The following is a 13678-nucleotide window of genomic DNA, read 5'->3' as shown; positions in this document are numbered from 1 at the left end:
TTTTTCACAATTTCAAATTCACTGACACAATTACTTAAATTTGAATGGATTGCTAAGAAAAATGGATATGATATTTGAAAAGACCAACATAGAAAGTAAACTTCAGAAAGTTAGAAAAAAGCAAGAGAAGCATCAAGGAACTGCTTCAGGATTGGAAGATTTCCTTAATGGTAATTCCATGAAACAAGCTAAGATTTCAGCAGAACTTGCATCGAAGAGTAATGCAACTGATAACAGATTCAATTTGGACTTGCTGGAAACCACCAAAATCTATCATTTAGACCAAATCAAGGAAATCTGCATCGATTATCGACTTCGCTTTTTAGACAGTAGCTATTTCAAGGGGGAAATTCCCAAAACAGCACTCAAAAAAATACAACAGCTGGAAAGAGAACACGAAGTGGAAATCAAAGGATACAAAATTATGGCTCCTTCTAAACTCTTTAAATTGGAAGACAAGGACGACCCTCTACTTTTCGCTCCAATCGGTAACGACTATTTTTATTTGATACACAAGTGGGGTAACGACTTACACCCTTTAAGAAAGCTATTGGTATGGCCTTTTAAGAACATTGGAAACCTTGTCTTGTTTGTTCTGCTGATAAGTTATTTGACCACTCTTTTAATACCCGATGGACTATTTTCCAAGAACAATTCGTCTGCAGAATTTTGGCTAATTTTCTTTTTTATGTTCAAATGGATAGCTTCTCTAGTTATTTTCTACGGATTTGCTCGGGGAAAGAATTTTAACCCCGTCATTTGGAACAGTAAATACTTTAATGCTTAGGACTAAACCGTTTCTACGGCATACATTTTTTCCCGTTGTTCCTTAATGGACTTGTCAGACATGTAATCGTCAAAGGTTAAATAGCGATCAATACAGCCCTTTGGGGTAATCTCTATGATTCTATTGGCGACTGTATGTACAAATTCATGGTCGTGCGTTGTTAGCAAAACCGTTCCTTTAAAATTCTTCAAGGAGTTGTTGAATGCCGTGATACTCTCCAAGTCTAGGTGATTTGTAGGTTCGTCCAACAAAAGTACGTTGGCCCTTAGCATCATCATTCTACTCAACATACATCGTACTTTTTCTCCACCTGAAAGCACCGTACATTTCTTCAGTGCCTCTTCCCCACTGAAGAGCATCTTGCCCAAAAAGCCTCTAATGTATACTTCTTCGCGCTCCTCTTCCGTTTTGGCCCATTGACGTAGCCAATCCACTAAATCGATATCCTGGGTAAAATATTCGGAATTATCCGCAGGCAAATGCGATTGAGTTGTGGTAACCCCCCACTGGTATGTTCCACTATCCGGTTTGGTCTTTCCCGTAATTATGTTGTAAAAGGCAGAAGTTGCCCTGGAATCTTTAGACAATATGGCCACCTTATCACCTTTAGCGAGATTGATGTTTACATTCTGAAACAACAAATCACCATCCTCAGAAGTTGCTGAAAGTTTTTCAACATTCAAAATTTGATCTCCCGCTTCGCGCTCGCGATCAAAAATAATGGCAGGGTATCTTCTACTTGAAGGTTTAATGTCCTCCACCTTAAGTTTTTCGAGCATTTTTTTTCTGGAAGTAGCTTGTTTGCTCTTCGCCACATTAGCACTGAACCTTTGAATAAATTCCTGAAGCTCTTTGGCTTTTTCCTCAGCTTTTTTGTTTTGCTGGGCACGCTGGCGTGCTGCCAACTGGCTACTTTCGTACCAAAATGTATAGTTCCCGGAGAACAGATTGATCTTCCCAAAGTCAATATCCGCGATACTGGTGCAGACTGCATCCAAAAAGTGTCGATCGTGAGACACCACTATCACCGTGTTGTCATAGTTGGCCAAAAAGTTTTCCAACCAATTAATGGTTTCATAATCCAGGTCGTTGGTAGGCTCATCCATGATCAGCACATCAGGATTTCCAAAAAGTGCCTGGGCCAACAATACCCTGACCTTTAGTTTGGAATCCATGTCCGCCATGGTGGTATAGTGCAATTCTTCCGTAATCCCCAGATTGGACAAGAGGGCGGCAGCATCACTATCGGCGTTCCATCCGTTCATTTCTTCGAACTGAACCTGCAGTTCCCCAATTTTTTCAGCGTTTTCATCTGTATAATCGGCATAGAGTGCATCTATTTCCTTCTTGATGGTATACAAAGGTTTATTGCCCATTACCACGGTCTCCAGAACTGGATATTCATCATATGCATTATGGTTCTGCTCCAAAATGGACATCCGTTTTCCAGGCTCCAAATGAACATGCCCCGAAGTAGCATCCAATTGCCCAGATAAAATCTTTAAGAAAGTGGATTTCCCGGCACCATTGGCCCCTATAATTCCATAACAATTTCCTTGGGTAAAGGTTACGTTGACCTCATCGAACAACACGCGCTTTCCAAACTGTACCGATAAATTGGATACTGATAGCATGAATAAAATTTTTGCAAAAATAGCTAAAAATGGATTTTTTACTAGCAATTAAAAAACACATTGTCAAACTACACGAAAACAAGGTTTTACAACATTTAACTAGCCATTAACAAAGGAGACTTTTTGGTATTGCTATTTTTGTGTCAAACATGACGGTTCCCTTTATATGGTAAGATTTTTACTCGGTCTATCTTTCCTTACAGTTCTGGCATGCTCACAAAAGCATGGTGAATGCCCATCAGTGTTCTTTGGGGGCGAGATAGTAAATCCCACCAGTGATTACGTCGTACTTTACAGAAATGACACCTACATTGATTCCGTAAAGTTGAATGACAACAATAGGTTTTCATTTAATTTGCAAGGAATTGAGGAAGGGCTCTATCACTTTGACCACAGCCCAGAGTTACAATATGTATACTTACAAGAAGGAGACAGTCTTCTGATCAGATTGAATACCATGGAGTTTGATGAATCCCTGGTATTTTCTGGAAAGGGCAGTGAAATCAACAATTTTTTGGTTGAGATGTTCTTGGCCTACGAAGAAGAGGAACCGTTGATCTACAGTTACTACAAGCTAAAACCAGATGCTTTTAAAGCAAAAATAGATTCTCTACGTACGCAGAAAATCAAACATCTGGAAGAACTTATTGTGGAGGACGGTCAATTGTCCAAAAAAGTTGTGTCCATGGCCATGGCTTCTATAGACTACAATAGTTACATCTATAGTGAAAAATATCCTTTTTATCATAAAAAGAAAACTGGAGAGGAAACCATTCATGAGCTTACGGACAATTTTTATGATTACCGAAAAATGGTTGACCTAAACAGTCGTGACCTCACCTATTTTAGACCGTACTATGATTACATGAAGTATCACTTTGGCAATTTGTCCTATATGGCTTGCATGGAGGATTGTAGCAACGGAAAAATGTCTATGGCCAGCCATCTGCACTTTAATAAGCATAAGCTTCATTTGGTGGATAGTTTGGTGAAAGATGAAGACCTAAGAAACCTGCTCTTCAGAAATATTGCCATGGATTATCTACTCAAGGAGCATAATCCCAACAAAGAATGCCAAATTTTCATTGATAAGTTCCGTAAACTTTCCACCAGTGCCTCGCACAAGGAGGAAATCACGCATTTGTACGAAGGCATTCAAAACCTTCAGCCCAATAGAACACTTCCAAACCTATGGGTAAAGGACATCAATAACGAATCGCATTCATTAAGGGACATAAGCAAAAATGAAAAAACCGTCTTTTATTTTTGGGCTGGATCACAGAAGAGGCACTTCAAAAATATCACCAGACACATCAACAAACTAAAAAAGAAGCATCCAGACTTAAATTTTGTGGGTATCAATGTTAGGACAAGCCATCCTCAATGGTTAAGTATGATGGAAGAAAATCAATTGGACAAGAGCAGTCAGTTCTACGGTGAGGATTTTAAAGAAATACAGACCACCATGATCATTGATGGCCTTAACAAGTGTGTCATTGCCAAGGATACTCTAATTGTTGATGCCTTTGCCAACCTTTACTACTCCTTCTAAACAAAAAACCCTGAGAAAAATCCCAGGGCATGTTTTCAAATTCTTTTATCGTCTTTCTTAGCTTAGGAATTTCCCTTTCTATAGTCAGCTAAGAACTTTTCAAGTCCAATATCTGTAAGAGGGTGTTTCAACAATCCGTCTATAGCGGACAATGGTCCAGTCATTACATCAGCACCAAGCTTGGCACAATCAATTACATGCATGGTATGACGAATGGAGGCTGCCAAAATCTGGGTCTCAAAACCGTAGTTGTCATAGATCATCCTAATTTCAGAGATAAGGTTCAACCCATCTGTGGAGATATCATCCAATCTTCCCAAAAAAGGAGAGACATAAGTGGCTCCTGCTTTAGCAGCCAATAGTGCCTGACCTGGAGAAAACACCAAAGTACAGTTTGTGCGTATACCATTGTCAGAAAAATATTTTAGAGCTTTTACCCCATCCCTGATCATCGGCACCTTCACCACAATTTGCTCATGCAACTCAGCAAGCTCGTGTCCTTCCTTTATCATGGCGTCGAATTCTGTGGCCACAACCTCAGCTGAAACATCACCATCCACGATGTTGCAGATATCCACATAGTGTTTCAAAATATTGTTTTTCCCTGTGATTCCTTCCTTGGCCATTAATGATGGGTTGGTGGTAACCCCATCCAAAACTCCCAGCTGCTGTGCCTCCGCTATTTGATCCAAATTGGCGGTATCAATAAAAAATTTCATGTATACGCTGTTTTAAGTTGTACTAGAATTGGTTGCGAATTTACAATATTAACCAACCCTATACCCAAATTTGGACAAAATTCTACGCACTTAGTCCACCACCTGGATCACAAAATCCCTAACAGCAGAATCAGAACAGGTTGGACTTCCATCATAACCGTAGTAATCATACGATTCAACAAACAGTTCAACCCTAAATCTGTAATTACCTGTTTCTTCAGGAATTCCGAAAAATTCAATGGATCGTCGGTTGATGTCGTAAAATACCCCTGGCGGAAGTTCACCATAGATTTCAAAATCGTAGTCGTAGTCGTTGTCGTTTACCTCATTGCTTATTTCAGCAGTGACAATACCATAGTACCTTTCACCAACTATACCTAGCTCCAAAGGTCTATCATGAATCTCTGGTTCAATATTGAAAATACACTCGTAGACCTCATCGCAGCCCAGGGTAAAAAATGTAACCAAAACTGCAAGGCCAAACCCTAAAATTCTTTTGTTCGTTTTCATGCTTTCCTATTCTCAAAAAACATGCCACGCAATAATTTAAAGCTTGTAATGGTTGAGCAAAAGTTTTTCGTAGACCTTTCCTGGAAGGATTTTTTTCAAGAGCAGCGAAACCTTTTGCATAAATTCTCCAACTGGGTAATGAATCTTAGGTTTCTTCTGTTGGATAATGGCATATACCTTTCTGGCTACTTCCATGGGGTCTCCACCAGCATCCACATGTTCGTTCATTAAATCGAGGCTTTTCTGGTACACCTCCTCATAAGCTGAATCTTTTAGAACTGGAGCATGATAACGCCCCGCAGCTATATTGGTGGCAAAATCGCCAGGTGCCAAATTGGTGATGGAAATACCAAAGCTTTTGGTTTCCATTCTGAGTGCTTCGGTAACAAGTCCCAATGCTCCTTTGGTAGCCGAATAATACCCCCGGAAAGGAAGCCCCATATATCCAGCTATGGAAGTAATGTTAATGATCAGTCCTCCCCCCTGTTTTCGCATTTGGGGCAACACTGCTTTCATCATGTGAACCGGACCATGAAAGTTGGTATCAAAAACATTAAGGATCTCTTCATGTGGGGTTTCCTCTATGGGACCTGTTATTCCCATTCCTGCATTGTTGATCAAAATGTCCAGTTGACCTTCCAACGAAACTACCTCAGAGACACAATCCAGAACACTTTGTTGGTCCTTCACATCAAGAGTAATCAATTTAAAGGCATCAAAATCAGGATATTTTTCAAGATTCCTTGTGGTTCCGCACACCACATACCCTTTTGAGGTAAGGTAGGTTCCAATGGATTTTCCTATTCCCGAGGAACCGCCGGTGATCAAGACAACTTTTTTATCCATGTTCACAGTTTACTTTTGGAAGGGAAAGATACATGATCATGAGAATTTAGGGTACAAAAAAAGGCAAGCTACCTACATCGCACCGCTACGACCACATACCCTTGCTGCGTTCCCGCCCTGGGGGATTCTGCAGGAGCTGGTCGTGTAGGACTTGCCAAATGCAAATATACGACCTTTTAAATTTGCCGCAATCCTATTTCATCCTTAATTTCGATGATTAAGTATGCTAACTATGAAACATGCCCTAAAGACAATGGTCAAGTTATTATCAATATTCAGCTTTTTACTTTTTTTTCTAGGATGTGGTGGCGAAAATGACCCATCCAAGCTATTTTCAATTGAATTGGAAGGCAACAAGAACAAACTGGTCCATGGCCAGGAAGTAGCTGTGTCCATAAAGAACAAAGGAGACATTCCCGTAACCGAGGTCCACTATTTTATGGACGGGGAAGAAATTCCGGTGGAAAACGGAAAGCTTACCCTCAACCCAAGAACCCTAGGCAACAAAGAACTTACTGCCCAAATCAAATATGGAGAACAATCTGTTGAGATTCGTGAAAATCTTCGATTGTTATCCGCTACTGCACCGGAAATCTATACATACGAAATCCTGAACACCTATCCACATGATACTTCTGCCTATACCCAGGGATTGGAGTTTTATGAGGGTGTGCTGTATGAAAGTACTGGAAAGAGAGGGTTATCCACAGTGAGAAAGGTAAATTATGAAACTGGCGAGATCATTCAAAGAATAGATTTGGAGCAAACCGTTTTTGGCGAAGGCCTTACCGTTCTGAACAATAAACTGTACCAATTAACCTGGCAAAGTGGTTTTGGGTATGTCTACGACCCTTCCAACCTGGAAAAGCTACAGAACTTCAGTTATGGTGAAAGCAGGGAAGGTTGGGGACTGTGCAATGATGGAACCAAACTTTTCAAAAGTGATGGCACTGAAAGAATCTGGTTTTTGGATCCCAGCACGCTTGAAGAACAAGGCTATATTGAAACGGTCACCAACAAATCCATCTTTAACAAGGCCAACGAACTGGAATATGTAAATGGAAAAATTTACGCCAACGTGTACCAAAGGGAGAGCATGATGATCATTGATGCCGTTTCGGGTGCCATTGAAGGCGTCATTAACTTTGGAGGATTAAAGAGCAAGATCAAAAAGAGTCAGGACTGGGACGATGCCAATTCTGTGCTCAATGGGGTGGCCTACCATAAAGAAAGAGGTACCTTTTTTGTAACGGGCAAAAACTGGGACAAGCTCTTCGAGGTAAAAATCCTTAAGAAAAATTAATGCAAACCTATAGTGAGGTCCTAAAAGTTACCGAGGAAGATCTGGACGAACTGGACCATGTAAACAATGTCAGATATGTGGAATGGATCCAGGAAATCTCTAAAAAACATTGGATAAAGGCAACCACACCCCAGATTCGTGACGAGGTGGTATGGGTGGTCAAAAACCATAATATTTCCTATCATAGGTCTGCCAAATTGGGCGATACACTCCAACTAAACACCTATATACAAGAAACCAAAGGCCCGCTATCCATAAGGATAGTGGAAATCAAGGACAATAAAACGAACAACCTTATAGTTAAGGCTTGTACGGAGTGGTGCCTTTTGGATGCCAAGACATTTAGGCCCAAGCGTGTACCGGAATCCGTTCAAAAACTGTTTCAGGAATAGTGCAACGTTCAAGAATAAAATGGTTGGCAACAGGGTTGGTATTGGGCCTCCTGATTCTTTCAGCTTCATGCCGGGAGGATTTTGAGTATGCCCCAAGTTCTGGAAATCTTGAATTCTCCAAGGATACCGTATTCCTGGACACCATTTTTTCCAATATCGGCAGCAGCACCTATTCTTTAAAGGTCTACAATAGAAGCAGCGAGGACATCCTTATTCCTTATGTTGGTCTGGAAACCGGACAGCAAAGTAGCTACCGCCTCAATGTAGATGGAATGGCGGGAAAAGAGTTTCAAGATATCCCGCTTTTGGCCAAGGACAGCCTTTTTGTTTTTATTGAAACCACTTTTGATGCCACTGGGCTTCCCGAAAATGAATTCCTATATATTGAGGACCTTTTATTTGGAGAAGGTTCTGCAATACAGCAGGTGCCGCTGGTTACTTTAGTAAAAGATGCGGTGTTTCTCTTTCCGGCAACGCTCCCAAATGGAAATAAAGAATCTTTGGTTTTGGGAACAGATGAAAATGGTGGTGAGATTCGGGTAGAAGGGTTTTACCTTGAACCGGATGAATTACTCTTCACCAATGAAAAACCTTATGTGATCTACGGCTATGCCGCCGTAGCTGATGGAACAACCTTGAGCATGGAACCAGGAACTAGGGTACATTTTCATCAAAATGCAGGACTTGTAGTCGATTCAGGAGCTTCGATTATGGTCAATGGAGCATTGAGCGAAGACCAAGAAGAACTTGAAAATGAGGTCATCTTTGAAGGAGACCGATTGGAAACCACTTACGCACAAGAACCTGGGCAATGGGGCACTGTGTGGATCAAAGAAGGGAGTACCGGTAATCATCTATCCCATTTAACCATTAAAAATGCCACCACGGGCCTTAGAGTAGATGGTGACGGACAACTGGCAACCCCTACCCTAACCTTAACCAATACCCAAATATATAATAGCGTAAACGACAATCTTTGGGCAACTTCTGCCTATATCACTGCCAAGAATACGGTATTGGGCAATGCAGGTGGTGCTTCTGCCAGAATAGACCTGGGAGGTAATTACAGTTTTGTGCACTGTACCCTGGCCAATTATTGGAGCAATGGTTTTAGAAGTGGTCCCACCCTTACCATAGGTAATTATGATGGAGATACCACCCAAAACCTGGAACAGGCCGATTTCATCAACAGTATTGTCCATGGAACCTTGCCTTTGGAACTTACCCTACTTCAAGACCCGGCGGCCGACTTCAATTTTAAGTTTTTGAATTGTCTGTTGCAATTTGATGATTCCAACAACAGCTTCGCCAATGATCCGCTTTACGATTTTGGGGATACAAACAGCTATGAGAATATAATCCTGAACCAATCTCCAGAGTTTTCCCTTCCTTTTGATAACCAATTTCAAATAGGATTCAATTCTGCCGCCCTGGATGCAGCAACTCCTGATCTAATCGACCCGATTCCTTTCGATATTTTGGGTATAGATCGCACCCAAAATCCGGATCTGGGTGCTTACGAATTTGTCAACGAAAATTAACATTTTAAGAAAAAAATATAGGGAATCGTAAGAAAACTTCCTGATTTTGAGGGAAATCCCCAGTTTTTTTAAGGCAAATCTGCAACGAGTTTTTTTCGGCTGTTAGTAAATTGCACCAAGGATTTTATCCATGGAATATACTTATGTGATCATTGACGCCGACGCCTCCTCAAAACTGCAGTTGCAACTTTACCTGCAGGAGCATGGAGATTTTATCTGTGCGGCAACGGCACAAAGTTCGGAAGAAGGACTCGATTGCATCCTAAAACACACCCCCGAAGTTGTCCTGGTCAATCTGAACCACGACAGCATGTCCTATTTTCAGATGATATCCGAACTCAACCAATACATTCAGACGCTTCCTATTATAATTGGCTTCTCCACATCTAAACAACATGCCTACAACGCTATTAAAAGTGGCTTTTTCGACTATTGGATCCTCCCTCATAATGAGTTTGACATCCGCAAGACCATTATGCGCCTTCGCAAAAGGCACCCCAAGCAGCTTCTGCCCTCCACCATCTGCTTAAAATCATATAATGATTATAGGTATCTGGACACCAGTGATATCCTATACCTAAAATCTGACAACAATGCTACGGACTTTGTTATGAAAGACGGCAACGTGGTCAGTGCCTTTAAAACTCTAAAGTCCTTTGAACAAAGACTCCCCAAGAGTTTTGTACGTATCCATCAGAGCTATATTCTCAACAGCAGGTACGTTTCCCGTATCAATTATGGCAAGAATATATGTACCCTGCGCAACGACCGAGAAGAAGAACTCCCGTTCTCCAAAACCTATAAGGACAAGATAGATGCCCTAAAGGATATGCTCTCAAAAAGTGCTATACGCGCCCTTAATTGAACAAATTCTCGTAGATTCCTGTAAAATTCTAATAGAAATGGGTTAACTACTAAATATAGGCCCGCTTGCTGTACTCTCTTTTTACGGTTGAATAATTTGGTGTCACTAACCATAATCTTTAACCAATTAAACTAAATTATTATGAAGAAAGCAGTAAGCATCTTGGCAATTGTAGCGATGACTATGGGAATGATCTCTTGCGAGACGGACACTGATGTGCAGGAAACCGTGGACCTTTTTGAGACTTTAGATCAAGAATCAACAGATGGTCACGAGACAACCGAAGACGGCAGAAACGACAACTAATGACTTTAATTAGATTGTACCATTTGGGTACAGTTATTGTCATGCTTACATTATGTTTAGGACAATATATGTATACCCAAAACGAAAGAAGTAACAGCACTGCCATATCGAGCATTGAATCTGAAGCAATAACTTCTCCAAATACATATCATAAAAGTCAATCGCGACTTAACAACGGGGATTTTGATGTTGATTCACTTAATGACGAAAGGCAATTGTAGAAGTAATTGAAATAGAAACATAGCCCCATCACCTTTTACGGTATGGGGCTTTTTTAGTACCTTGTAGTAAAAGAAAGCAAAAACGTATCGGTTTTTATTACAACCTATTGAAATATAGTTATTTAATATTGATTTTTGGCCTTATTGCAGCTTGCAACGGGCCTACCCGAACTGACCCCATTGGTACAGATTCGCGGTCCCAACAAATCAAAGAGTTGGTTCGAATTTGTCGGGACAGTACCCAACTTCCTATGGAAGAACGCAGGCGATTTCTGGTCCGGGCTAGGAACATAGCCTTTGAATATTCTAACGACACCCTGAAACTAGATCATCTTTCCCGGATTTCATTGGCTTATAAAAACTTGCCAGATTCTTTGGGTTTTAGAAAAATAAATCAGGAGGTCATAGAACTGTCAGAAGATGCTAATATGTATATGACCCTAGGGGAATCCCATTGGGATTTGGCCTATTTTTTTCAATCGTATAGCGTACTGGACAGTGCCTATTTCCATCTTAAAAATGCGCATCAAAGTTTTACCCAACTTCCCGTAGATTCCACCTCCCGTTCCCTAAAGGGAAGAATGCTTTACAGTATGGGACGGATTCAGGATTCCTATAAAGATTATTTGGGGGCCGAGACCAGCATTTCAGCAGCTCTAAAGATTTTCAATGATTTAGAAGATTACAAAAGAATCTACAACAGTTATAATGTTTTAGGTGTTATCGCCAGTGGCATGAAAAATTCCAAAAAATCCCTGGAATACTATGAGAAAGCCGGTTCTTACCTAAATAAATTAGACACTTCGGAGAAAACCAGACTGGTCTGGCAGAACCAAAATAACGTTGCAACCGAGTATATGGCCATGGAAGACTACTCTGCCGCAGAAAAAATCTATAGCTCCGTGTTGAAAGATACAGGTTTGGAATCTGCAAACCCAAGATTGTACTCCAGAGCTATGGTGAGTCATGCACATACCCTGTTTAAAACAAGCGGTGATTATGAACGAAGTAAACAGCTTATAGAGCAAGGTGTACGAATCAATGACAGTTTGGGCTATCTATATGAGCAGGCCCGGGCCAAACAATTTTATGCGGAGATATTGGCAGCAGAACAGGACACGGCCCAAGCTATACAATATGCCCTGGAGTCAAAAGCATTGGCAGAACAGACCCTTAACAATGACCGTCGTTTGGAGGTGCTCATGCTCCTTACCCAATTGGACAGCCCTAATGCCGTAACCTACTCCAATGAATACTACCAACTTAATGAGACCATACAGGAAGAAGAGCGTACCAAACGGGACAAGTTTGCGCGCATACGTTTAGAGACTGACGAAGTAATCCAGGAAAACGAGGTATTGGCCCGTCAAAAACAAATTTGGATCGCGGCTGCTTTAGGATTGGTACTTTTAGGTTTGGCCTTACTCATTATTGTATCGCAGCGCGTGCACAACAACAGGCTTAAATTCCAACAAAAGCAGCAAGAGAGCAATCAGGAGATCTACAATCTTATGTTGGCCCAACAAGGAAAGTTCAAGGAAGGGCAACAATTGGAGCAAAAGCGAATTTCAGAAGAGCTCCACGATGGCATTTTGGGACAAATGCTAGGTATTAGGTTGATTCTTGGCGGATTGAACGAAAAAGATGACGAAGCTTCAATGGAGCAGCGGGCAGATTTCATTGAAAAACTTCGGGAAGTTGAAGAAGAAATTCGTTCTATATCCCATGAACTTAGTGATGCCTCTTACCAAAAAATTCATAATTTTATCGTGTCTCTGGAGGAGCTTATCAACAACATTGGCAAGTCCTCCGGTATTTCTTGTTCTTTTATATACAACCCAGATGTTGACTGGGACAGCCTACAGGGAGATGTTAAGATCAATATCTACAGGATTGTTCAAGAGTCAATGCAGAACAGTGTAAAACATGCCCAGTGCAAGAACATGGCCATAGATTTTGGAATCTATGACAACGTGTTAAGGTTGAGTATCTCGGATGATGGTGTTGGGTTTGATGTTGGCAAGGGAAAACGCGGAATTGGTCTGCGCAATGTGGCCTCAAGGGTAAAGAAGATCAAAGGAGTACTAAAAATAGAGAGCAAAAAAGGAGACGGAACCACCTTAACGGTGGATATTCCCGACAGTTATTTGGGACTGACCAAAACTGAGCGCGTAGAACAACCCGAAAAAATGATAAAGGCATAACTTGGATACGATCAGCAAAACGGTAGACATGAAGACACTTCGGATATTGGCGGTTGATGATCACGAAATGATCATACTGGGGTACAAGTTTATCTTGGAACGCATAGAGTTTGATGGATACAGTATTATTGTGGATACCGCCACTACCTATGAAGCTGGAAAGAAAATCATTGAGGATTCCGTTACCTCCTTTAAGTACGACATCATGTTTTTGGATGTTCAATTGTATCCACCAAACGAAGAACAACCTTTTAATGGCGAAGACCTCGGTCTTTTGGCGCGCAAGCTGGTTCCTGAGACCAAGATTGTCTACATGTCATCCTATAGCGACAATTACAGAATAAACAGTATTCTAAAATCTGTAGATCCAGATGGGTACCTGGTAAAAACGGACATTGACCCCAAGACCTTAGAAGATGCGGTAAAGACCATAACCCTTAACCCTCCCTATTATTCCTCAAAAGCATTGGGTGCCATCCGCAAGAAAATGTCCAATGATATTGAACTGGACGAAAAGGACAGGCAAATATTGTATCATTTGTCTAAGGGTACCAAGAATAAAGATTTGGAAAAACACATCCGTTTGTCACCTTCCTCCATAGAAAACAGAAAACGCCATTTAAAGATTCTTTTTGGTACCGAAAACCAAAATGATCTAGCCTTGATATTGGCCGCAAAGAACAGGGGATTCATTTAATCTTTTTAAAATACTTTATAAGGTCGGTCTTTCTATTTTATTTACTTTTTTCACTCGTTTTGACGCAAAAACCCTACAAATTGTGGAAAAACCCCAGAATT

At 40.9% G+C, this 13678-nt stretch carries 13 protein-coding genes and 1 other RNA gene; 9 read left to right on the top strand and 5 right to left on the bottom strand.

All coding sequences use genetic code 11. The annotated features are described in order from the left end of the window. Positions 1 to 67: 67 nt before the first annotated feature. On the top strand, positions 68 to 787 hold the full coding sequence (locus DX873_RS04130) for a hypothetical protein (RefSeq protein ID WP_116183808.1): 720 nt from the start codon (positions 68 to 70) through the stop codon (positions 785 to 787). Positions 788 to 789: 2 nt separating this feature from the next. Here the strand turns inward: DX873_RS04130 and DX873_RS04125 are convergent, their stop codons facing one another. Next, positions 790 to 2421, bottom strand: coding sequence for an ABC-F family ATP-binding cassette domain-containing protein (locus tag DX873_RS04125; RefSeq protein ID WP_116183240.1), 1632 nt, complete (start codon positions 2419 to 2421; stop codon positions 790 to 792). A 166-nt stretch (positions 2422 to 2587) separates the two neighbouring features. Here DX873_RS04125 and DX873_RS04120 point away from each other — a divergent pair, with 166 nt between their 5' ends. Further along, complete coding sequence (locus tag DX873_RS04120) at positions 2588 to 3973, top strand: TlpA family protein disulfide reductase (RefSeq protein WP_116183239.1); 1386 nt, start codon at positions 2588 to 2590, stop codon at positions 3971 to 3973. A gap of 62 nt (positions 3974 to 4035) precedes the next feature. Here the strand turns inward: DX873_RS04120 and fsa are convergent, their stop codons facing one another. The 4 genes from fsa to ffs form a co-directional block, all read right to left on the bottom strand. Further along, positions 4036 to 4692 carry a fructose-6-phosphate aldolase gene (gene fsa / locus DX873_RS04115; RefSeq protein ID WP_116183238.1) on the bottom strand — a complete coding sequence of 219 codons (657 nt, stop codon included), beginning with the start codon at positions 4690 to 4692 and terminating at the stop codon, positions 4036 to 4038. A gap of 90 nt (positions 4693 to 4782) precedes the next feature. Then, entirely contained in the window at positions 4783 to 5202 is a 420-nt protein-coding gene (locus tag DX873_RS04110) for a hypothetical protein (RefSeq protein ID WP_116183237.1), read from the bottom strand. Positions 5203 to 5238: 36 nt separating this feature from the next. Continuing rightward, complete coding sequence (locus DX873_RS04105; protein WP_116183236.1) at positions 5239 to 6048, bottom strand: SDR family oxidoreductase; 810 nt, start codon at positions 6046 to 6048, stop codon at positions 5239 to 5241. 58 nt (positions 6049 to 6106) lie between these two features. Further along, positions 6107 to 6205: signal recognition particle sRNA small type (ffs, locus tag DX873_RS04100), an RNA gene on the bottom strand. Between the two features lie 75 nt (positions 6206 to 6280). On the opposite strand from ffs, the gene DX873_RS04095 reads away from it, so the two are divergent. The 7 genes from DX873_RS04095 (at position 6281) to DX873_RS04070 (ending at position 13577) form a co-directional block, all read left to right on the top strand. After that, a complete protein-coding gene (locus tag DX873_RS04095) occupies positions 6281 to 7351 on the top strand; it encodes a glutaminyl-peptide cyclotransferase (RefSeq protein ID WP_232520851.1) in 1071 nt (356 codons plus the stop codon). Further along, on the top strand, positions 7351 to 7743 hold the full coding sequence (locus DX873_RS04090) for an acyl-CoA thioesterase (protein ID WP_116183235.1): 393 nt from the start codon (positions 7351 to 7353) through the stop codon (positions 7741 to 7743). The genes DX873_RS04095 and DX873_RS04090 overlap by 1 nt, the downstream gene beginning before the upstream one ends. Continuing rightward, positions 7743 to 9284: a hypothetical protein gene (locus DX873_RS04085; RefSeq protein WP_232520850.1), complete on the top strand. Its 1542-nt coding sequence runs from the start codon at positions 7743 to 7745 to the stop codon at positions 9282 to 9284. The genes DX873_RS04090 and DX873_RS04085 overlap by 1 nt, the downstream gene beginning before the upstream one ends. A gap of 130 nt (positions 9285 to 9414) precedes the next feature. Continuing rightward, entirely contained in the window at positions 9415 to 10149 is a 735-nt protein-coding gene (locus DX873_RS04080; protein WP_116183234.1) for a LytR/AlgR family response regulator transcription factor, read from the top strand. 141 nt (positions 10150 to 10290) lie between these two features. Further along, entirely contained in the window at positions 10291 to 10455 is a 165-nt protein-coding gene (locus DX873_RS18830; protein ID WP_181899430.1) for a hypothetical protein, read from the top strand. A gap of 436 nt (positions 10456 to 10891) precedes the next feature. Beyond that, positions 10892 to 12880, top strand: coding sequence for a tetratricopeptide repeat-containing sensor histidine kinase (locus DX873_RS04075; protein ID WP_232520849.1), 1989 nt, complete (start codon positions 10892 to 10894; stop codon positions 12878 to 12880). Positions 12881 to 12908: 28 nt separating this feature from the next. Further along, positions 12909 to 13577 (top strand): helix-turn-helix domain-containing protein, encoded by a 669-nt coding sequence (locus tag DX873_RS04070; protein ID WP_116183232.1) that lies wholly within the window; start codon positions 12909 to 12911, stop codon positions 13575 to 13577. The last annotated feature ends 101 nt before the right edge of the window (positions 13578 to 13678 follow it).

Origin of the sequence: Flagellimonas nanhaiensis (assembly GCF_003382275.1) — a bacterium.
Taxonomy (GTDB): domain Bacteria; phylum Bacteroidota; class Bacteroidia; order Flavobacteriales; family Flavobacteriaceae; genus Flagellimonas; species Flagellimonas nanhaiensis.
This window is presented reverse-complemented; position numbering and strand designations above follow the sequence as displayed.